Origin of the sequence: Ehrlichia japonica (genome assembly GCF_000632845.1) — a bacterium.
Taxonomy (GTDB): Bacteria; Pseudomonadota; Alphaproteobacteria; order Rickettsiales; family Anaplasmataceae; genus Ehrlichia; species Ehrlichia japonica.
Genome location: NZ_CP007474.1, coordinates 860,453 through 884,555, shown reverse-complemented (window position 1 = coordinate 884,555; position 24,103 = coordinate 860,453). Strand labels below are relative to the sequence as shown.

The 24,103-nt window shown below is 30.2% G+C and carries 13 protein-coding genes and 1 pseudogene; 4 read left to right on the top strand and 10 right to left on the bottom strand.

Annotated features, from left to right (window positions below; translation table 11 throughout):
* Window positions 1–299: 299 nt before the first annotated feature.
* Window positions 300–1,823, bottom strand: coding sequence for a coiled-coil domain-containing protein (locus tag EHF_RS03455; RefSeq protein ID WP_156928269.1), 1,524 nt, complete (start codon window positions 1,821–1,823; stop codon window positions 300–302).
* 275 nt (window positions 1,824–2,098) lie between these two features.
* Between EHF_RS03455 and EHF_RS03450 the strand changes: the two genes are divergently transcribed.
* A complete protein-coding gene (locus EHF_RS03450; protein ID WP_044195261.1) occupies window positions 2,099–4,705 on the top strand; it encodes an ankyrin repeat domain-containing protein in 2,607 nt (868 codons plus the stop codon).
* Here the strand turns inward: EHF_RS03450 and rpmG are convergent.
* The gene (rpmG, locus tag EHF_RS04610) at window positions 4,683–4,853 is read right to left on the bottom strand and encodes a 50S ribosomal protein L33 (RefSeq protein WP_084475739.1); all 171 of its coding nucleotides are present in this window, start codon (window positions 4,851–4,853) and stop codon (window positions 4,683–4,685) included. The two genes, EHF_RS03450 and rpmG, sit on opposite strands and share 23 nt — an antisense overlap.
* A gap of 198 nt (window positions 4,854–5,051) precedes the next feature.
* Between rpmG and EHF_RS03445 the strand changes: the two genes are divergently transcribed.
* The 3 genes from EHF_RS03445 to EHF_RS03435 are packed head-to-tail and all read left to right on the top strand — an operon-like array spanning window position 5,052 to window position 6,739.
* The gene (locus EHF_RS03445) at window positions 5,052–5,759 is read left to right on the top strand and encodes a phosphatidylglycerophosphatase (RefSeq protein ID WP_044195259.1); all 708 of its coding nucleotides are present in this window, start codon (window positions 5,052–5,054) and stop codon (window positions 5,757–5,759) included.
* Between the two features lie 4 nt (window positions 5,760–5,763).
* On the top strand, window positions 5,764–6,243 hold the full coding sequence (locus tag EHF_RS03440) for a disulfide bond formation protein B (protein WP_198015088.1): 480 nt from the start codon (window positions 5,764–5,766) through the stop codon (window positions 6,241–6,243).
* Window positions 6,227–6,739 carry a demethoxyubiquinone hydroxylase family protein gene (locus EHF_RS03435; RefSeq protein WP_044195253.1) on the top strand — a complete coding sequence of 171 codons (513 nt, stop codon included), beginning with the start codon at window positions 6,227–6,229 and terminating at the stop codon, window positions 6,737–6,739. Before EHF_RS03440 ends, EHF_RS03435 begins: the two co-directional genes overlap by 17 nt.
* A 568-nt stretch (window positions 6,740–7,307) precedes the next feature.
* Here the strand turns inward: EHF_RS03435 and mnmA are convergent.
* The 8 genes and pseudogenes from mnmA to EHF_RS03390 form a co-directional block, all read right to left on the bottom strand.
* Window positions 7,308–8,411, bottom strand: a complete 1,104-nt coding sequence (gene mnmA, locus EHF_RS03430) for a tRNA 2-thiouridine(34) synthase MnmA (protein ID WP_044195250.1) — start codon at window positions 8,409–8,411, stop codon at window positions 7,308–7,310.
* A gap of 470 nt (window positions 8,412–8,881) precedes the next feature.
* The gene (locus tag EHF_RS03425) at window positions 8,882–9,895 is read right to left on the bottom strand and encodes a P-loop NTPase family protein (RefSeq protein WP_044195247.1); all 1,014 of its coding nucleotides are present in this window, start codon (window positions 9,893–9,895) and stop codon (window positions 8,882–8,884) included.
* 480 nt (window positions 9,896–10,375) lie between these two features.
* On the bottom strand, window positions 10,376–11,323 hold the full coding sequence (locus tag EHF_RS03420; RefSeq protein ID WP_044195244.1) for a hypothetical protein: 948 nt from the start codon (window positions 11,321–11,323) through the stop codon (window positions 10,376–10,378).
* A gap of 553 nt (window positions 11,324–11,876) precedes the next feature.
* A complete protein-coding gene (locus EHF_RS03415) occupies window positions 11,877–15,197 on the bottom strand; it encodes a hypothetical protein (protein ID WP_044195241.1) in 3,321 nt (1,106 codons plus the stop codon).
* A 3,020-nt stretch (window positions 15,198–18,217) separates the two neighbouring features.
* A complete protein-coding gene (locus EHF_RS03405) occupies window positions 18,218–19,255 on the bottom strand; it encodes a hypothetical protein (RefSeq protein ID WP_156928268.1) in 1,038 nt (345 codons plus the stop codon).
* A gap of 304 nt (window positions 19,256–19,559) precedes the next feature.
* A pseudogene (locus EHF_RS03400) lies at window positions 19,560–20,249 on the bottom strand (3'-5' exonuclease); the annotation flags it as partial.
* A 219-nt stretch (window positions 20,250–20,468) separates the two neighbouring features.
* On the bottom strand, window positions 20,469–21,509 hold the full coding sequence (locus EHF_RS03395) for a hypothetical protein (protein WP_156928267.1): 1,041 nt from the start codon (window positions 21,507–21,509) through the stop codon (window positions 20,469–20,471).
* A gap of 300 nt (window positions 21,510–21,809) precedes the next feature.
* A complete protein-coding gene (locus EHF_RS03390; protein WP_044195234.1) occupies window positions 21,810–23,729 on the bottom strand; it encodes an ATP-dependent helicase in 1,920 nt (639 codons plus the stop codon).
* Between the last annotated feature and the right edge of the window lie 374 nt (window positions 23,730–24,103).

Sequence of the window (24,103 nt, the reverse complement as noted above, 5' to 3'; positions counted from 1 at the left end):
GTGATAGGGTTATTAGTTTGACTCTATGATGCGATGTTAATTTGACTATATACTGTGTAAAAGCATCTATAATGCTGCAGATGAAGAAGCCGAAAACAATTCAAATAACACCAGAGAAAGGTATAGATACTTTTATACACTGGTCTAATAATATTAGGAATTTACTATAGCGGTTTTATAGCTTATATAGTACATTAGATGTTTATGGGAAAGATTCTATTAAGTGTCAATATACTAACTATATATACATCTATTATACATGTGTATTAGTTAGTATATTGATAAAGTATTATCTCTTGCTATCTTGGAAAGGTATGTTGATGTGTATTTATGGTTATGGGTGAAATGTGAGAAGTATGTAATTGTGTATTATTGTTTTGAGCTTCTTCATCTACAGCATTATCGATGCTTTGCCTTTCTCTGGCTTCATTTAAATTGTTTTGAGCTTCTTCATCTGCAGCATTATCGATGCCTTGAGTTTCTCTAGCTTTATTTAAATTGTTTTGGGCTTCTTCATCTGCAGCATTATCGATGCCTTGAGTTTCTCTAGCTTTATTTAAATTGTTTTGGGCTTCTTCATCTGCAGCATTATCGACGCCTTGAGTTTCTCTAGCTTCATTTAAATTGTTTTGAGCTTCTTCATCTGCAGCATTATCGACGCCTTGAGTTTCTCTAGCTTCATTTAAATTGTTTTGGGCTTCTTCATCTGCAGCATTATCGACGCCTTGAGTTTCTCTAACTTCATTTAAATTGTTTTGGGCTTCTTCATCTGCAGCATTATCGACGCCTTGAGTTTCTCTAACTTCATTTAAATTGTTTTGGGCTTCTTCATCTGCAGCATTATCGACGCCTTGAGTTTCTCTAACTTCATTTAAATTGTTTTGAGCTTCTTCATCTGCAGCATTATCGACGCCTTGAGTTTCTCTAGCTTCATTTAAATTGTTTTGGGCTTCTTCATCTGCAGCATTATCGACGCCTTGAGTTTCTCTAGCTTCATTTAAATTGTTTTGGGCTTCTTCATCTGCAGCATTATTGACGCCTTGAATTTCTCTAGCTTCATTTAAATTGTTTTGGGCTTCTTCATCTGCAGCATTATCGACGCCTTGAGTTTCTCTAGCTTCATTTAAATTGTTTTGGGCTTCTTCATCTGCAGCATTATCGACGCCTTGAGTTTCTCTAGCTTCATTTAAATTGTTTTGGGCTTCTTCATCTGCAGCATTATCGACGCCTTGAGTTTCTCTAGCTTCATTTAAATTGTTTTGGGCTTCTTCATCTGCAGCATTATTGACGCCTTGAATTTCTCTAGCTTCATTTAAATTGTTTTGAGCTTCTTCATCTGCAGCATTATCGACGCCTTGAGTTTCTCTAGCTTCATTTAAATTGTTTTGAGCTTCTTCATCTGCAGCATTATCGACGCCTTGAGTTTCTCTAGCTTCATTTAAATTGTTTTGAGCTTCTTCATCTGCAGCATTATCGACGCCTTGAGTTTCTCTAGCTTCATTTAAATTGTTTTGAGCTTCTTCATCTGCAGCATTATCGACGCCTTGAGTTTCTCTAACTTCATTTAAATTGTTTTGGGCTTCTTCATCTGCAGCATTATCGACGCCTTGAGTTTCTCTAGCTTCATTTAAATTGTTTTGAGCTTCTTCATCTGCAGCATTATCGACGCCTTGAGTTTCTCTAACTTCATTTAAATTGTTTTGGGCTTCTTCATCTGCAGCATTATCGATGCCTTGAGTTTCTCTAGCTTCATTTAAATTGTTTTGGGCTTCTTCATCTGCAGTGTTGTTTCTATTTTGCTGCACGTAGTTGTTACCTACCATAATATTTCTTCGTTTGTGGAATTACATAATAATGATTTATTAAAATATTAAATTATCTATTAATAAAAATCAATGATTTTTTACTAGCCTGTTAATAATTATTTCTTAGATTATAAAACGATCTTTACATTTTCTATAATTCAGAAATCGCTGTTAAGTGTTAATTTGTAACATTATTTAAAGTCGATGGTTTTTGCTTAAACACAATTATTAATATATATTTCATGATATTAACTTATACAGAGTATCTCTAAACAAATATAGAGATAGTTAATATGTTAAATGGTAATGTACAACATTATAAGGACAATGGTGCAGTATCAGGTGGGGTACAACAATGTTCTGATAATATTGTTTTATTATCCAAAGAAGAAAATGAACAATTAAGTAAGTTAAAAACTCAAGGCATCCCTCCTATTCAAGTTGTTAATCTAAACAAATTATTAGCAGATGCATTAGCAGATGGTGATTTTAAAGTTTTTTTCCGAGGACTTTTATCGCTTTTAAAATCTAGAAAAAAGGCAAAAGTTAAGCGGAATTGTCAATTTATTATATATCAAAATGGGGCAGGATATTGTATTGTTGTAGATAGTGTTCAATCAGTTCGTACTCTAGAAGCGCGAGTTTCAGGAGGTTATCTTTACGTATGTGATCTTGGTAGTTTAGGTTTGATATTTCCTGGTAATTCACCTGAAAGGGAAGAGTTTTTGAGCTTAATTTTTAGTAGTACTTTTAATCAAGAGAAAAGTGTAATAACTAAAGTTGCTCTCACATATTCTAGTAGAAACGGTGTAGAGTATTCTCCAGTAGACTTTAACAAAGGATCATTACAGTATGCATTAGAACATAGAGATTTATCAGCGATTAGAATTATATGTAGTTCTTTAAGTAAATTTAAAAAATGTAGTGGTGAATTAAAAAAAGTAGCTGAAAGTGCATTACTCAAAGTAATAGAGCAACAAGAAAGTGTTACTGATGATTTATTAGAATGTATTAATTGTCTACTAGATTTCAAAGCTGATGATTTGGATCCTGAAGATGATAAATCTCTACAACTACAATTAGAGAAGTTTGTTTATTGTATACGCAACGATAGAAGGTTATTAAATAGAATATGTAAAGCATCGTATGAAAACATAATAAAAGTTATATGTCATGTAGAGTTAGGGAAGTTAGACAAGACACTGGATCATAATGACTCTCATTTATTAAAGGAGTATCATGAGCATATTTTAGGTAGGAGTTATGGCCCTGATTCTGATAGCATTCTTTCTGTATTGGTACAGTCAGATAGTGTGGAGCTGTTAAAGATTTTATTTGAGAAATATAAATTAGATGCTAATTCTGTTAATTCGTATGGTTATACGGCACTACATTTTGCAGCTGCATATAATGCAAAAAAGTGTGTAAGATTTTTGTTGAGTAAATCAAATGTTGTTCTAAGTTCTGCGAAATCTGGATTAACACCATTGCATTTGGCTGCAGGAAGTAACTCATTTTCTGTGTTAAAATTGTTGGTTAAACATAATGCAGATGCTGTAAATCAGCAAGATTATATGGGTAGGAATATAATGCATCATGCAGCTATGGGCGGCTATGTAGATAATTTGCTATTATGTATAGATATTGGTATGGATGTTAATACTCAAGCAACTACATATAATCGTAATGGTGAAATTGATGAATTGAGAAATAGTGCTAGAAGTTGTACACCACTACATTTTGCGATTGAATCAGGAAAATTAGAAGTAGTGAGTTGTTTATTGTCATGTAAGCATATAGATTTATCAATTGAGAATAGTGAAGGTTGTACTCCAATTACTACTGTAGATCATAATGGTAATAACTTAATACATCAGGCTGTTTCGGTAGGTAGTGTGGGGGTATTACTAAAAGCGTTACAGTTAGGTTGGCAAGAAGTTATTTTAGAAAAGAATAGTGAAGGAAAAACACCTTTTGATATTGCTATTGCAAGCAATGACATTGCATGTTCTGCAGTATTATTCCCTTATTTGTGTAACCAGTTTAGATATGAACGTAACAGATTAAAGAAGATTTTTGAAGTAGTAGATAGTCATGGTAATACTTTCTTGCATCAAGCTGTGGCAGCATGTAAAGCTAATTTAGTAAAAAAGATACTATCTTATGATCTTAATATAATGAGTGTAAATGCAGATGGAGAGACACCATTAGATATTGCTATAAGAGGTAGTAGTGTAGAGATGGTAGAGCTTCTAATTGCAGATGATAGACAAGGTTTATTTTCTAGAAAGGGTAGTAGCTATGTGATGAAGTTGATGAATAAAAATTTATTAACTAAAGAAATTTATAAAAAGATTAAAAGGAAAAGTTTAAGGAAAGAAAGGTGTTGCTATGTTAAGTTAACTATATCATTAATGCTAACTTTTGTACTAATTACATGTGTTGTTGTGCTGTATATAATTGAGTTTCAGGATAATCTATGTAATATATTTGGTACAATTGCAAAAGCAGGATATAGCAATATACTTATTATTGGTGTTGCTGCTTTGATACTATCTATAATTTGGGTAAGTTGTGGCATAATTGGTAGATTATGGATTAAACTCATAGCACGTAATGAGCTCCTACATATGGAAGTTAGTAATACATGCTCTTCTAACACTTTAGGTGGTGTAGAGTCTGTTAGCAGTGGAAGCAGTGAGTATAAACATATAAACACATACATGAATGGAGAACAAACAACATCAGAATCATCAACTGAGTGTGAGAGCGAGGCACAAATGTTCCCGTCCAGCCTAAGATCAGAAAAATACAAAGCCCTAAAATCAAAAAGGTTAACTAGTGTTTCATTGTTGGATGTAAGCAATGAAATGAACCTTACCTCAGTTTCTCTTCGGTAAATAATACATGTTTTTTTGCTACAGGATCATATTTCCGGAAAGAGAGCTTATTAATTAACTTCTTGGGATTGCGCTTCTTTACGTAAAAAAAACCAGTTTTTGCACTGCTTGCTAACTTTACAAGTAAATTAGAACCTTTTTTAGCCATAAACAACAAGTGACTTAAGTAATAACTAAACTAAAGCATAGTAGTAAATTACTAACAAGTCAAGTAACTATTTGCTATTAATAAGATGATTTATATGTTGTTAAATGACATTAATTACATTTTATATTTTCTTTTCATCAGTAAAAGAGTAAGATTTATTTTAAATTAGTTTATAATGTTCACAATTAGTATTGGCCTATGTTAGTTTCTTGGCTTCAAATTTTAATGAGAATTATAGGTAAAGTCTTACCTACTAGATTAATAAGTACTTTTTTAGGTACTGGATATTTACCAGCGTGGCAAAATCATTGGGCTGCAGTATTGTCTTTAATATTAGGTTATATATTATTTTACTTAATATATGGGATGTTCTATGTATCATATGGTCTATTAATAACAGGAGCTGTAATAGCATCATTTTTTTTAAAGGTGTCGTTAGTGCTTATGATAATAGCTGTGATATCGATCTTTGTATTTCAATCTAATAATTCTACTGATAGTAGAAGTGATATAATAGTAGTACAGATAGCATTAGGACAGCTTCTGGTTGTTGCATTATCTATGCCTGCAATACTTGCGATATATAACTATTTAGCAATATTTTATGACAAAATATGTAAAAGTATTTTTATGTGTCCTGCTTGGTTTAATGATTTTATACATTTTTTAATGTTCTTTTTAGTCCCTTTTGTATTTTTTAATGTTATTGATGTAATAAAACCTTGGCCTATTTCTAGGTTACAAATATCATATAATAATTGTTTTTCAATAATCGCTGAAGGATTGGTATTAGTTATTTACACATTAGTAGTTATGTATCTTGTGGCGTTTATATGTTTTAACTTGACTATTCACGATGCAGTAGCTCTTAATGATTACATTTTGACTCTAATGAAATTTAGGTAGAATAATGAGTATAAGGAAGGATTATAGTGTAATTTTATTTTTTATAGCGAGTATTGTTGCGTTGGGTATAGCGTATATAGCTCAATATTTATTTGGTATGTCTCCTTGTAAGTTATGTATATATGAGCGTATACCGTATTTTATTACTATTGGATTGTTTATTATATATTTATTTAAACCATCCAAAGTGATTTCTTTTTTAATGTGCTTATGTTATGTGTGTAATATATGCATTTCAGGTTATCATGTTGCTCTTGAACATAGTTTAGTCGCAGATATTATAGGGTGTACAGATAGTATAAAATCTTTGAATTTTGATGATCTGAAAAATGCTTTGCTAGATGTAAGTATGGTAATATCTTGTAATCGCCCTAGTATTGTATTTATGGGATTATCTTTTGCAGAGTGCAATCTTATATATTGTATACTATGTTTAATATTAGGTGTTTATTTATTTGTGAAACAGTATGTTACAAAAAAATAATCTATTAGAACAGGCTATTCGAGTAAATCATGCTGGAGAATATGGGGCAGTATGTATATATTCTGGTCAGGAATTGGTTTTGCGTAAAATGTCTGTTGGTCAGAAAATTGTTGAAATGAAGAAACAAGAACAGAAACATTTTGGTTATTTTGATTCTTTAATGAAGGATAAAAAAATACGTCCTACGGGTTTTTTACCAGTATGGCATGTTATGGGAGTAATGTTAGGTATCACTACGGCTTTAATAGGTGAAGATGCAGCTATGGCTTGTACTGTTGCTGTAGAAGATGTAATAAGTGATCATTATCGAGATCAAATAGCAATGTTGGATGATGGTGAGTTAAAAGATAAGGTTATTCAGTTTCGTAATGAAGAACTGGAACATCATGATACTGCTATGTGTTATAATTCTGGGAATGCTAGTAACTATAGGATCTTATCTTTTTTTATAAAAAAGGCATGTAAGGCTGCTATTTGTATTTCTAAGATTATATAGCATTTTTTCATTATGTTATTTACTTGAAGTTAGTAGCAAAAGTGTAGTATGAGTAGCTCTTAATATAATTATGCTAGCTATAGTCATTTGTTTTATTTTTAAATGTAAAAAAATGTAAGGACCTATTGAGTATTTAGTGAGTGGAAGTATCTTGGAATAGTATAAGATTGAATTATTAATAGTATATGTTTGTAAGCACTGTGTCTTACGTGAATTAATATGGTTTCTTATACTAATGCATGTACACTTTAATATTAAAAGTTAATAATATTGTAATATAAGCTATAGATACTTTTGTAAATAAACACCGTATATGTATATTACAACAATAGAATTTTAATGTAGTTCCTTTTATATGAAGAGATGTTTTGAAAATTGAATGATAGTAAATTTAAATATTCATTTTCTTCCTAAATGTCCTATCTCTATTATCAGACATGTGTTTGCTAGGTATTGTGAGCAATATATCTTGTGATAATACAGTGTTCTATTGGTATTGAAGTTTACTCAGGTTGTGATTTTTTAAATGGAGATGAAGAGATGTTTTGAAAATTGAATGATAGTAAATTTAATATATCCATCCTCCTCCTAACATTCTATCTCCATCATAAATAACGCATGCTTGTCCGGGAGTTACCGTACAATATGTGTTGTGTAATATTATAGTTGCTGTATTGTTATCGTTTGGGTAGATTATAGCTGTACTACCTGAGTGAGATGATCTTAATTTTACTTTAACGTTTAGCCCATTACATGGAATTTTATCTTTAGCTAGCCAATTTATCTTTTCTATATGTAGCTTGTTCTGTAGTAGTGCAGACTTAGGGCCTACTGTGACTTCATTAGTATTTGGGTTTAATTTTATGACGTATAATGGCTCTTTAGAAGATAATCCAATACCTCTTCTTTGTCCAACAGTAAAATTTACTATGCCGTTATGTTGGCCTAATATGTTCCCATTAGTATCTACAATATTACCTTTTTTTATAGTTTGTGGTCTTAGTTGTGCAATTGTGTTTTTGTATGTGTCTGTAACAAAACATATATTTTGGCTGTCTGGTTTATTGGCTATTGATAAGTTAAAATATTCTGCTAGTTTTCTTATGTTATCCTTATGAAAATTTCCTAGTGGAAATCTAAGGAATTTTAACTGTTCTATTGTAGTTGCAAATAGAAAATAACTTTGATCTTTTTTTGTATCTTTACTTGAGTATACGTATATATCATCATCTTGCTCTACTTTTCTAATATAGTGGCCGGTAACTAGAATATCTGCTCCGAGTGATTTTGTTGTGTTAAGTAAATCTCTAAATTTGACAACTTGGTTACATTTTATGCATGGTATGGGAGTTTTTCCTTGCATATATATATCTATAAAATCTTCTATGACTTCTTCTTTAAAGACTTTTTCGTAGTTAAGAGTATAGTGAGGGAAACCCATACTTAATGCCACTTGTTTTGCATCTTGCGTGTCTCGACTACCACAACATGTACCTTTCCCAATATTATCATTGTATAGTTGTAGAGTGATTCCAATAACCTTATACCCTAATTTGTGGAGTAGTGCTGCTGCTACTGAACTGTCAACCCCACCAGACATAGCAACAACTGCAGTTGTTGCTGAAGGTGGCTTGTTTTTAACCAGTGGATCTATTTTGAAGTCATTGAGCATTGTTCATAAAATATCTTTTTAGCATTATAACATGTAAATTTGATGTATGAAATATGTAATTCATTGTTAATAAGATATGTGTTATTTTTAGGTGCTATCATGTTTTGTTGTGTATGCTTATATATATATATATAATTTAATATATTTGATACTGCTTGTGAATTTGTGTCCTACTTTGTTAAAGTAGGATATTATTTGAAGTGGTGTTATTGTATGTGTTATTTTGTAAATTGTAGTACTAGTATACTATTAAAGGTTTTCAATTGATATGAACTTGTATAAAGTAGTTGTTATAATTTGGGATAAGACTACTTTGTTGAAGTAAGATGTTATTTTGGTTAATGTTAACTCCTATTGTGTATATTGTATTGTAATTAATGTATTGTTAAAGATTTAAGTTGATATGATTCTATTATATAAAAGTTATGAGTAAGATTTTTTTTGGGTTTGTGAGTGGTTCAATGTGATAATTAAAAAAGATCATTATAGTCAGACTCAGTATATAATTGGTTGGTGTCTGATAAGTTCTTTAATATACTCTGTATATCATGGTGATGTATCTGATGTTTTTCTATAAGCTGGTTGATTTTTTTTATAATACCTGAGTTTTTAATTTCTGATAAATTATCTTCTATAATAAATTTTTGTATTGTAGTGTCACACTCTATAATGTCATATAGATATAAGTTATCAGAAGGTGCATTATTTATAAAAACCTGTGTTATTATAGCTACTAAATGTGTTGATAATATCTTTAAAATAGATTCTCTATGTGGGAATAACACTATAATTCCTTCTAAAGCACATAAGCATGAAATTGTGTCAGTAAATGCTATGACTAATAATCCCATATTGATGCACATAATGGCTGTGCGTACTAAATTGACATTATTAAAATTACTAAAAAGTACAATATCGGCTGCTTGATTTTTAATAAATGTAGGTTCAGCTTGTGATAAATTATGTATACTAATTAATGCTTTATTGGATTTTGGGATTGATACTTGATCATTACTGAAAATTAGTACATGTTTTTTTTGATTATTATTAATATGATTCAATATAAATGATAGAATGTTGCTATTACATATGTTTCCGGTAAATAGTAGTAATCCTTTTGAGTATAGACTAATTATTCTATGTAATTCTTTTTCAAATTCTGGGGCTGCTATGAGTTCATTTTTTATAATATCAACTATAATTTTTATAGACGGAGTAGTATGTGAAATATGTATATGTAGCTGATAAGAATTATTAAAATTAAGTATTGTATTAAAAAATCCTTGTGCCAAGTATGTATCATACTCTTCTGTTTTTAATATTGATTTTGTAATTTCTTCTATCTCTTGTGTAGGTAAGCTTTTTGTTTGAAGGAATTCTATGTTGTTGTATCTTCTGATGGCTGGTGGATTATTTGGGGTTAAGTATAAGTAGTCAGAAGAATATCCTATAGAGGATTGTATTAATTGATTAAAAAGTAACATAATATTATTATTCTAACATCATTAGCAAAATTGCAGTATATGAATTTATCATAGATCTATTTGGATCTTACTATAATAATGCTAATTTTATCTTTATAAGGTATGTATGTACTAGTGGTTGTCTTATATTATTATAAAGCTACATCTTTGATAATGTTTTATTTAAAAACCATAGAATATTAATGACTTAGTTTTATATAGTATTAAAATATTTTCCTAAACAGAGTACTACAGTTAATAAAAATAATAAATAACTTATTGTACTCACATGGTGAGTATATGTGTAGTTGTACGAGTGTGTGTTGCTTAATGAAAGAGCAATATGTTAACTCTGTACGACTTTGAATAATCATATTAATTAAATTTATTAATAATAAGTTAATATTGCTGTATTGTTTGTGAGCAATTTTCAACTGATGCATTATCAAGAGGATTAGTACCTATAGCTTTAAGATGTTGTTTATTCATTAATAAAGGGATCTATAGTGAGTTAGTGATGGTATCACTATTATGTTTCAATTTCAACTTGTCCTTACAAAGTTCCTTAACAAGTTTTATGAAGATAGGATGAAATACTGTTTCGCTTACAACATAGCTGGTTAGTTTATGTTTTATCCCTTGATAAGGAGTTACCTTATGTTCTGGGATTATAGCCATAGTTATTATATTACACAGTGCGTTGCGGTATGTTCTATCATCTATATGAAGTCCTGATTTTATATATTCAATTTGCCTTGCTAAATTTAGCTTATCATGATTATGAGAGATGTATGATGGCATTGGTGTTTGACTTTTTACTTTTTTTAATAATTCAGCATGATTTTTGGAGAGTGGTTTTGTGGGAAGAATATTATAAGTATTGTTAGAATGTTCTTGAAAATCTTTAATGGCTAAGTCGCTTGTAATGTCAACCTTATCTGACTTAGTTGGGGTAATGCCAGATGGCAAAGCTTTTTGGGAGAATGAGGTAATATCTTCATCTTCGTGCTCTTGAGTTGGTGAGGTAATGCCAGATGGCAAAGCTTTTTGGGAAAATGAGGTAATATCTTCATCTTCGTGCTCTTGAGTTAGTGAGGTAATGCCAGATGATGAAACTTTTTGGGAAAATGAGGTAATATCTTCATCTTCGTGCTCTTGAGTTAGTGAGGTAATGCCAGATGGCAAAGCTTTTTGGGAAAATGAGGTAATATCTTCATCTTCGTGCTCTTGAGTTAGTGAGGTAATGCCAGATGATGAAACTTTTTGGGAAAGAGGGGTGATATATTCCTTCCGAGTTGTGGGAACGCTAGGTAGTAGATCTATTGTGGAAGGTCGTACATTACTTCTAAGAATAAATTGTATACAACATATAAATGCCAATACTAATAATATAGTAGTGAGGAATAGTAACGCTAGAGCAACGATTTTTAGTTTAGAGTTATATGTCATAGTATTGTACCTAAATTTTTAAATAATATTAAATATTTGTGGCAAAAATAATAATACTTATTAAAAGAATAAACTATTTATTAAAAATAGTTAAGAATTATTTTATAAAACTAAAAAAATATCACATTAATTAATATCCTAGTGTTTTTTCTGTAAAATGCTTGAGATCTATTTATAAATCTGAGTAGGAATTTTGTTTATTATGGTGATATGAAATATTGAAATGACTGATTTGTATATAATATTTTGTTGAATTATTATATTGGAAACTTATCTAAAATTGAGTTGTAATTAATAGTACTAATATCAGTGCTATGTTGGTTTTATTATCCGCAATCTTAAATTTTAATAATATCTTATTTAAAAGTTATTATAATATTGATTATTTGGCTTTATATAATATGTAAGATATTTTAATTTATTAAAAAGAATACTACAGTAATAAAAGTAAAAAAAGCAATAGAATAACTTATTATAGCTAATATAATTATATGTGCAATTATACAGAGTCTGATGTCACTTAATAACTTTGGATAACGATTGATTAAGTTTATTAACGATGTGGTTGTATTGTATTTAAGTAACTGTTCATGGATATATCAGAAGGAACTACTGCATCAAAATTTTGTATATCTATGAATGAAGGCATATGGAAGTCTGGGAAGGAATATATAAGCCTGTTATCATCAATATTAGTGGGAATACGCTTATAAGTTACAGATGTGATATACTTGATTAGTGCTTCAGGTAAGCGTATGGTTAAATTTATATCTTTATAGCAGCATACGGGTAAAAAATTCTGTGAGTCTGGTGATGTTATGGTGAATCTTAATGCATATGTTATTTCTTCATTTTTACCTTTATAAGGTATTATAGCATGCACCACAATAATACACTTTAGTTCTGTTGTGGTCGCTACTTTTTGAAATACTATTGATTTACTTCCGATAATTGTTTTATTCATATTGATTTCTTTGCGTTCCCCAAAAACTTCTTTAAGAAATTTTATGGGCATAGAATAATATCCTGCTGGATTACAATGGCTGACTAGCTCATGTATTATATTTGTATTAGGGATTGAAGTATTATACTTGTTAAACATATTTTCAAGGATTGCAGCTGTTGTTGCTCTGATATGAAATAGAGAATTACATCCTTCTTTTGTATTAAGGGTTGTTTCTATTCTTTTAATGTGTTGTCTTGCTGAATCTAGGATTCTCTTATCATCTGTGGTAAGTGATTGATCTGATGCTTCTAGTGTTGGATTTTTTACTATTTCTGATAATTTAGCATGATCCTTGAAGAGTCGTGTTAGCTCAATAGTAGTATCGTTACATTGAAAATGTTGAACCTTTCTAAAATCTCTGTCGTGTGACATAATATTACTATTAAATGGTGCAGCATTTCTATCAGGTGATGTAGCGCGTGGTGTAGCAGCAGCAGATGGTGCAGCATTTCTATCAGGTGATGTAGCGCGTGGTGTAGCAGCAGCAGATGGTGCAGCATTTCTATTAAGTGGTGCAGCGCGTGGTATAGCGTCTTCTACTATATAACAAATATTTTCTATATTAATTAATCTAGGCATCTGTAAGTCTGGGAAGGAATATATAAGCATGTCATTATCAATATTAGTGGGAATATACTTATAAATTGCAACTGAATCACGAGGTTTGGCATTAACATTGTAAAGAGATGTGATATACTCGGTTATTGCTTCAGGTAAGCGTATGGTTAAATTTATATCTTTATAGCATACGGGTAAAAAATTCTGTGAGTCTGGTGATGTTATGGTGAATCTTAATGCAGATGTTATTTTTTCATTTTTACCTTTATAAGGTATTATAGCAGTCACATCAATATTACACGTTAGTTCTGTTGTGGTCGCTACTTCTTGAAATACTATTAATTTAGTTCTGGTAATTGTTTTATTCACATCGATTTCTTCGCATTTCTCAAAAACTTCTTTAAGAAATTTTATGGGCATAGAATAATATCCTGCTGGATTACAATAGCTGACTAGCTCATGTATTATATTTGTATTAGGGATTGAAGTATTACACTTGTTAAACATATTTTCAAGGATTGCAGCTGTTGTTGCTCTGATATGAAGTAGAGAATTACATCCTTCTTTTGTATTAAGGGTTGTTTCTATTCTTTTAATGTGTTGACTTGCTGAATCTAGGATTCTCTTATCATCTGCGGTAAGTGATTGATCTGATGCTTCTAGTGTTGGATTTTTTACTATTTCTGATAATTTAGCATGATCCTTGAAGAGTCGTGCTAGCGGAATAATAGTATCGTTACATTTAAGATATTTACCCTCTCTAAAATCTCTGTCGGGTGACATAATATTACCTTTTATAGCATCAACATCTGGTTGTTTGTCAGAAAAGCCACACATTAATTGGGTTAATTTTTCCTCTGATAGTTTAATTTTAATATTACTATTAAATGGTGCAGCATTTCTATCAGGTGATGTAGCGCGTGGTGTAGCAGCAGATGGTGCAGCATTTCTATAAGGTGATGTAGCGCGTGGTGTAGCAGCAGATGGTGCAGCATTTCTATCAGGTGATGTAGCGCGTGGTGTAGCAGCAGCAGATGGTGCAGCATTTCTATAAGGTGATGTAGCGCGTGGTGTAGCAGCAGATGGTGCAGCATTTCTATCAGGTGATGTAGCGTGTGGTGTAGCAGCAGATAGTGCAGCATTTCTATTAAGTGGTGTAGCAGCAGATAGTGCAGCATTTCTATTAAGTGATGTAGCGCGTGGTGTAGCAGCATATGGTGCAGCATTTCTATTAAGTGGTGTAGCGCGTGGTGTAGCAGCGTCTTCTACTATATAACAAATATTTTCTATATTAATTAATCTAGGCATATAGAAGTCTGGGAAGGAATATGTAAGCATGTTATTATCAATATTAGTGGGAATATACTTATAAATTGCAACTGAATTACGAGGTTTGGCATTAACATTGTAAAGAGATGTGATATACTCGGTTATTGCTTCAGGTAAGCGTATGGTTAAATTTATATCTTTATAGCATACGGGTAAAAAATTCTGTGAGTCTGGTGATGTTATGGTGAATCTTAATGCAGATGTTATTTGTTCATTTTTACCTTTATAAGGTATTATAGCAGTCACCACAATATTACACGTTAGTTCTCTTGTGGTCGCTACTTCTTGAAATACTATTGATTTATCTCCGGTAATTGTTTTATTCATATCGATTTCTTCGCATTTCTCAAAAACTTCTTTAAGAAATTTTATGGGCATAGAATAATATCCTGCTGGATTACAATAGCTGACTAGCTCATGTATTATATTTGTATTAGGGATTGAAGTATTATACTTGTTAAACATATTTTCAAGGATTGCAGCTGTTGTTGCTCTGATATGAAATAGAGAATTACATCCTTCTTTTGTATTAAGGGTTGTTTCTATTCTTTTAATGTGTTTTCTTGCTGATTTTAGGATTTTCTTATTAGCTTTGGTAAGTGATTGATCTGATGCTTCTAGTGTTGGATTTTTTACTATTTCTGATAATTTAGCATGATCCTTGAAGAGTCGTGTTAGCTTAGTAATAGTATTGTTACATTTAAGATATTGAACCTTTCTAAGATCTCTATCGGGTGACATAATATTACCTTTTATAGCATCAACATCTGGTTGTTTGTCAGAAAAGCCACACATTAATTGGGTTAATTTTTCCACTGGTAGTTTAATTTTAATATTACTATTAAATGGTGCAGCAGCAGATGGCGCTGTTAGTTGTTGTCTTTGTTGTAAATATTTAAGTAAAGCAAATGCTAGCAATGTAATAAAGATTAATAGTAATGATACTAAAGCGGAAATTTTTATTGTAGAATTATATGTCATGATTACTATACCTAACTTAAAATTTTAATGTAAATATTAAAGTTTTCAAAAGAAAAACTTATAATATTTATTAATAATACTATATTAAGATTTTTACAAGTAATATTTATTAATAATACTATATTAAGATTTTTACAAGAAAATTTATGATCTTTACTATAAAATAAGCTATTTTATGTAGATATTTATTAATATTAATTAAAAATTACTGTAACTCTATTAACTATGAACTAGGATATACTATATCGATTGACTTATATATAATAGCGTTTTTGCAGTAGCAAGAAATAGATTAAGTATACTTCCCTTTCTAATTGTTATATAGTAATTTGTGTTATATGGTAGGTATTAGGCGATTATTTCAGTAAACTAGCATAGCAAAATTACAACTTTTTGGTATCTCATTAATAAGAAATCCTATACTAATTTCTTGGGGATAAAATATGTATTTTTAGATATAAGTTGTTATTTTCTGGGGTAAAGACAGAATAATATTCTATGTATTAGATGCATTGTACGTAGAGAAATTTTAACTATCTTGTGGATATTAGTTTAATTTTATTACGTGCATTTAAGGCTGGGTTATAGAGTTTTTGATTAACATATAACATATGGAGAATGTCAGCCTGTTATTAATATATCATTGAGTATATTATATTTAATGTATTATATCAATTTTTATAAAGATTATTTATATTTCATGTGTTATTTACGAGTAGGTTGTGCGAGACACTTTAAGTATTTTGTTATTTCATAGAAATGTAAATACTGTATAAAAAAACATAGTGGAAACTTGATTCCATCATATTTATAGAATATTAAGGTGATGTGCCTAATAGTTGTTGTTGATGATGTAAGAGTGGTTTTTGTATGATACATATATAGTATCTGGTAATGTTTTCTGTAGGCTTCTTTATAACAAATGTCATGTATTGGATATTGAATCTATTAAAATGATGGTATAGTGTTTTTCTGTTATAGCATTTCTTTATTATGCTCTATTAAAAAGAACATATTGTATATGAAACATGTGATATATTTGATATGTATATAAATATTATTCTATAGAACCTAGGGTACTGATTGTGGACACTGGGATAAGTGATGAGTGTTTTGTAATTAATGTGACAATGTAATGCCAGTGGTGGCTAAATATTTTATTATTTGTAGATTTGTCTAAATGCTAATTATTACGGGTACTGAGATAAGTGATGAGTGCTTTGTAGTCAATGTGATAATGCAATGCCAATGGTGGCTAAGTATTTTATTATTTGTAGATTTGTCTAAATGTTAATTATTACGGGTACTGAGATAAGTGATGAGTGCTTTGTAGTCAATGTAAATAATGTAATGGCAGGTTATGATTGAGAATTTTATTATTATATGATTTGCCTAAATGTTAATTAACGAGATATAAAAGAAATTCTTTTGTATACTTAAAATGTAGTCATCAAAATGCTAGAGGTTTATCTGATTGTTTATTGAATGTTTGACATATTTTATAAGTACTTAAACTTATCTGTAGTATGTATAATAAGAGTAGCATGATATTATTCATCATAGATATATTTGTAGAAATAATTAGGTCATATAATAGTATATACTATAACTGCTTATAAGCAGTTACTAATTGTGCTATTTGTAATATTGTAGGCTTCTCAATCCTATGGGACAATAATTATACTTATTAAAGTAGTATACGTAAAGTTATGCTGGTGTCTGATAAAATTTGTATATTATTTTTGCTCTATCTTTAAATAGTGGCCTAGCTTTTATGTTTGATAAGCAATGTTCTAGAACAGAGATATGAGGATTGATTTCATCTTGATCGTGGTAGTGTAATATGGTACAGATCAGAATCTTTTATTAGAAAAGAAGAACATGTACTTCTGTTATGATATTTTTCTTTCGTAATGTAGGTTTCATACTATTAGGTAGAAATAAGGTAAAAGTTGTGTATAGATTTACCATTTGTTTCTGAGTTTTTTACTGGTGATATATAAAAATAGAAGGCAGTATTAAAATGATATACTTTATTAGGTGCTATGGTTGTAGACAATGACATACTAGTAATAGCTATTAGGTTATGGTCGTATTGTAAATTCTATCATGTTATCTGTAGCTTTAATAGTATGAGTAAGAGTTTGAGCTGTATTAAAAATATAATTTAATATTTTAGTTTCTACTTGTTCATATATCTGTTGATGAAAGTGATTAACTATTTCATATATGATATCTGGATTGATTATTGATTTGTCTAAATACTTGAAACATATCATCTAAAGTTGCAGCTAAAACGATTCTAGAGTGGTGTGATTTAAGATTATTATATGTTGTTTGTATGTCTATCAATTGTAATACATATTGGAAAATGTTTATTAATATATGCGTTAGATGTATTTTGTAACTGATGAAATTTTGGTATTTTAGGGAATTGTGTAAATAGATTGTTATTTAAATCAGAGATAACTGATTTATTGCTAAGAATCTTGTTTGATAAGCTTGTTGTAGTTAGTTGTTTATTTGTTTGGTATATCAAAATTGTTTGTATGAAATCTCTAGAGATATTGGGCAATTGTTTATCGGAAAGTACTCTATGGGTTTTCTTATTAATATTATTAATCCTGTAGTAATATCAATTGTAGTTAATACGTTATTTTCTATGTTATGTGTAATTTGTATTTGTTTATAGCCTAATTATCAAACAATTTAGTCTTTTTTCTTATAAATTTTTTAATATAGAGTTATTATGAGATACATTGGTATGGTTAAATAATATTTTTATACAAGTACAATTTGTCAATAAAATGTTATATTATTAGGCTTAAACGTACATCATTTATGGTTGAATATACTTTTGTACAGTTTTTGATTTTTACTATTCTCTATCTATAAATTATAGATTTCTTATAGTATTTAGACCTTACTATAAGAGATATAGTAGAAAGGATAGTTCATTTATATGGGATTTTAAGCAAGATAATGAATATGTAATATAGATCTCATGAGTATCAGACTTTTTATTGCAAAGGACGGGATTGAGTCTTAGGTTCTTTTTGGGGTTGTATTTCTGGGTTATGTACTTTCACAGGAACAGGTTTATTGCGTTGATTAGAATCTTTGTTTGAGCTGTTTGAGTGTTTTGGGGGAGTGAATGTGCTGCGAGTTTGGTATAGACTTTGCTGCTTTTGCTGACGCTTTTCTTTTTTATCCTCTATTTCAGGTAGTGCTACTGGTGAGCATGTGTAATGTGGTAACTTATACCCTATTATGCATAGATTAGAGGTATGTGTTAGTTCATATGGTGTTACTGGAGAAAAAGTACCCCCAATGAGACGTGACCGTGCTCTGTTTATGATATTATTCAAAAAAGCAAACATGTTTGCCATTCTGATGGAGCTGGTAGAAAGCACATTTGATGCTATGTTTTTTGGTATTTCGAATGATATTTTGGGATTACTGTATGTTACCGTACCTGATGCATCTGCATTAATATCAAAGTGTATTACTGTGTTTATGCTAGATACGACTCTGCCAGTGTCCAGACTTTTTAAGCTCAATCGTTGTGTATGCTGTATTCTTAAATCTGATTCTGATATGGTTTTAATTTCAGTCTCTATCGTGTTCACAGTTGCCTCAATATCAGGATGTATTCTGTTATGTATATCTTTCCCAAGAGAGCATACTAGTTCTGCTGATGCTCCGTATAGAGATGCTTGGTTTAGCATCGTTACACATTCATCTATAAGAGGTCCACTGACGTTTATATTTAAGGTCTCCTGAAATTTTGAATTAAGTATTCCATGTAAAACTTTACGATATTCATTGTCTTTTGGTAGGTTATTCTTTGTTTTATAGGCAGTAATTGCCTGAAGAAAATCAGCATACTGCCCGTTTATTATTACTGGATTTCTTGTAAGATCTAGCCAAGTTATATAACCAGTTCGACACGCATCATTTTGTGGATTTCTAACCTTACTTAAGCTAAAACTCTTTAGAGCTTTTATAAATGATGGAGTAGTCAATCTTCGCAATCTGATTCTTAATTGAGTTAGCATCTGGAGTTCTATTTAATAATGAGAAATAAGAGTATAAATGTGACTCTTTAATAATTAATGAATTGGCATAACGGGTTAGTTGTACCATAAGTATGGATATAGATGCAAGATAGTGTATTAAAAATATTTGCAATTATTCTTACTAATATATATTATATGCTTATATAATTTTATACACTGTTGAAGTTTAATACGATACTGCTGATTATTGTAGTGTTGATGGTGTATGTTAATAATTAGGAAATAACTTGCCGTTCTGTTGTGAGAATGTAAAACATGTATTGAAAATGGCTTTAAGTATTAATTAATAATAGCTTGAAATGTTTTTTATAACTTGTACATGCTCTGCAGGTAATTCCTTGATAAATCTTGATATTTTCATTTGTTGGCGCCAATTGTTGATGTCTCTTACTGCTACGCATGATATGAATAATTGCTCACGTGCTCGTGTAATTCCAACATAAGCTAATCTTCTTTCTTCTTCTAATGCTTCTCCTGTCCTATCTTGTAAAGATTTTTCATGTGGGAATACTCCTTCTTCCCATCCAGGTAAAAAAACTACAGGAAATTCTAGTCCTTTTGCTGCATGCAATGTCATGATATAGGTGTAGTTGTTATTGTAATTTAATGAATCTGTTTCTGTGACAAGACTAATATGTTCTAAAAATTCGTTTACATCATTAAAACTTAATAATGCGGAAAAAAGTTCTTTTATATTTTCTACTCTTGCTAGACCGTTTTCACCTTCATTTTCTAACATATCTATGTATCCTGAATCATAGGCTATCATTTTAACAGTGTTTGATATTGAATCAGATGATAAAGATTGTTTCCAAGAATTAATCTTATTTAGTAGATTATTTAAAGATCTAGATGCTTTATCAGGCAATTGATTATCTGAGATTAAGATTTTTGCTGCATTTAAAAAGTAGGTGTTATTTTGTTTAGCACATAAATATATTTTATTGAGAGTTGATGCTCCTATATGTCGTTTAGAATGTTATATTATTAAGTTTAAACATACATCATTTATGGTTAAATATACTTTTGTACAGTTTTTGATTTTTACTGTTCTCTAGCTATAAATATAGATTTCTTATAGTATTTAGACCTTACTATAAGAGATATAGTAGAAAGGATAGTTCATTTATATGGGATTTCAAGCAAGACAATGAATATGTAAATATAGATCTCATAAGTATCAAACTTTTTATTACGAAGAATGGGATTGAGTCTTAGGTTCTTTTTTGGGTTGTATTTCTGGGTTATGTATTATCACAGAAACAAGTTTATTGTGTTGATTAGAATCTTTGTTTGAGCTGTTTGAGTGTTTTGGGGGAGTGAATGTGCTGCGAGTTTGGTATAGACTTTGCTGCTTTTGCTGACGCTTTTCTTTTTTATCCTCTATTTCAGGTAGTGCTACTGGTGAACATGTGTAATCTGGTAACTTATGTTCTATTATGCATAGATCAGGGGTACGTGTTATTTTATATGGTGTTACTTTATAAAAAGTACTCCCAGTGAAAAATGACTGTATTCTGCCTATGAGATTCCTCAAAGGAACAAGCATATTTGCCATTCTGATGAGTCTGATAGGAAGCACACTTGATGCTGTGTCTTGTGGTACTTTGAGTGATATTTTGGTATTACTGTATGTTAGTGTACCATCTGTATTTGCATTAATATTAAGGCGTATTGTTATGCTTACGGTAGATATTGGGGTGCCATTAATCGAATCTCTAAAGATAAAATCTTCTTTATGATATATTGTTAAATCTGATTCTGATATGGTTTTAATATTAGTCTCAGACGCGTCTATAGTTGGCATAATCTCAGCATTAGTACGCATTCTGTACTGTATATCTTTCGCAAGAGAATATGATAGGTGCGTTGATGCTCCGCATAGAGATTCTTGGTTTAGCATCGTTACACATTCGTCTATAAGAGGTCCACTGATGTTTAGATTTAAGATCTTCTGAAATTTTGAATTAAGTATTCCATGTAAAACTTTACGATATTCATTGTTTTTTGGTAGGTCATTCTTTGTTTTATAGGCAGTAATTGCCTGAAGAAAATTAGCATGCTGCCCGTCTATTTTTATAGAATTTCTTGGAAGGTCTATCCAAGTTTCTTGACCACTTGTGCATATAAGATCCTGTACATTTCTAAACTGACTCACGTTAAAATGTCCTAGAGTCTTCACAAATGATGGAGTAGTCAATCTTCGCAAGCTGGTTCTTAATTGAGTTAGCATCTGGAGTTCTATTTAATAATGAGAAATAAGAGTGTAAATGTGATTCTTTAATAATTAATGAATTGGTATAATGGGTTAATTGTACCATAGATATGGATATAAATGCAAGATAGTGTATTAAAATATTAATTATTCTTACTAATATATATTATATGCTTATATAATTTTATACACTGTTGAAGTTTAATACGATACTGCTGATTATTGTAGTGTTGATGGTGTATGTTAATAATTAGGAAATAACTTGCCGTTCTGTTGTGAGAATGTAAAACATGTATTGAAAATGGCTTTAAGTATTAATTAATAATAGCTTGAAATGTTTTTTATAACTTGTACATGCTCTGCAGGTAATTCCTTGATAAATCTTGATATTTTCATTTGTTGGCGCCAATTGTTGATGTCTCTTACTGCTACGCATGATATGAATAATTGCTCACGTGCTCGTGTAATTCCAACATAAGCTAATCTTCTTTCTTCTTCTAATGCTTCTCCTGTCCTATCTTGTAAAGATTTTTCATGCGGGAATACTCCTTCTTCCCATCCAGGTAAAAAAACTACAGGAAATTCTAGTCCTTTTGCTGCATGCAATGTCATGATATAGGTGTAGTTGTTATTGTAATTTAATGAATCTGTTTCTGTGACAAGACTAATATGTTCTAAAAATTCGTTTACATCATTAAAACTTAATAATGCGGAAAAAAGTTCTTTTATATTTTCTACTCTTGCTAGACCGTTTTCACCTTCATTTTCTAACATATCTATGTATCCTGAATCATAGGCTATCATTTTAACAGTGTTTGATATTGAATCAGATGATAAAGATTGTTTCCAAGAATTAATCTTATTTAGTAGATTATTTAAAGATCTAGATGCTTTATCAGGCAATTGATTATCTGAGATTAAGATTTTTGCTGCATTTAAAAAGTAGGTGTTATTTTGTTTAGCACATAAATATATTTTATTGAGAGTTGATGCTCCTATATGTCGTTTAGGTTTGTTAACTATTCTTTCAAAGGCAATATCATTATTAGGATTAACTGTGATTTTTAAGTAACCAATGATGTCACGGATTTCTTGCCTGTCATAAAATCTTGTACCACCGATTATTTTATATGGTATGCTATACTTAATAAAGTATTCCTCAAATATTCTTGTTTGAAATCCTGCTCTTACTAAAACAGCTGTTTCATTGAATTGGTAATCATGTAAATTCTTGATGTATTCACATATGTACTGTGCTTCTGCTTTACTATCCCAAAATTTCATCAAATTGACTTTTTGCCCTTTCTCATTTGTTGTCCATAACTTCTTTCCTAATCTTGATTTATTGTTATTTATTATTGCTGTGGCAACATCTAGAATATGAGATGTTGATCTATAGTTGCACTCTAGTCGCACAATTTTTGCATTTGGAAAATCGTCAGAAAATTTTAAAATATTTCCTACTTCTGCTCCACGCCAGCTATATATTGATTGGTCATCATCTCCAACACAGCATAAGTTTTTGTGTTTTTGAGCTAATAATCTTAACCATAAATATTGAATCGTATTTATATCTTGATATTCATCGACCATTATATATTTAAATTGTTCTTGGTAATGGGATAAGATATTATGCTGTGTGGTAAATATTTGAATGTTGTATAATAGTAGATCTCCAAAATCGACACAATTTAAGAATTTTAATCTCTCTTGATAGATGTGATATGTGCTTAGTGCTACTGTATTAATGGGTTTATATAACTCTGTTTCGGTTATGTTACTTGGCATTAGCCCTCTGTCTTTCCATCTTTGTATTTTGTTTAAGATGATTTTATGAGCGTCTGATGCATATTCGGGATGCATGTCATTGACAATATTTTTTATTACTTGCAATTGGTCATCTGTGTTAATGATTGTAAAATCATTTTTTAATCCAACTGTTTCAGCATGTTGTCTTAAGATTTTTGCTGCTATCGCATGAAAAGTTCCTAACCAGATGTTATATGCAGGAGTTAACTCACTAATTCTAGCAAGCATTTCATTTGCTGCTTTATTAGTAAATGTTACTGCTAAAATTTGGCTAGGTAATGCAAAATTATTATTAATGATATATGCTATTCTTGAAGTTACAGTTCTAGTTTTTCCTGTACCTGCTCCAGCTAGTATTAAAATAGGACCATTTATGTTAATAACAGCTTGCTTTTGATCTTCATTAAGTGAAGTTATGTAATCTTCCATAATGCAATAAATTCATCACTATCTGGGGTATATTATATTTTTTTTCTTATGCAGTCAAAGTAAGATCTTAATATTATATATTTAAAGAACAATTTTCTAATATAATAATATAACGCAACAGTGGTATATTGAAGTCTATTTACTAAAAAAACATTAATGGTGGAAATTTGATGTTTTTAGTAGAGATTACATGTTTTAATTGTGGTATATGTATTTTCCTAAATTAATTAATATTTTTATTGTATAACTCTAGTTCGAACTAATAAGTTGTCTTATCTATATTTAAATTTCAATTTTAGGTGGTGGACCAAGGTTATTGTGCGAAACGAATGTTTGGTGTGTTATTAGAATAGCATACTGGTTATTTGTTTTAT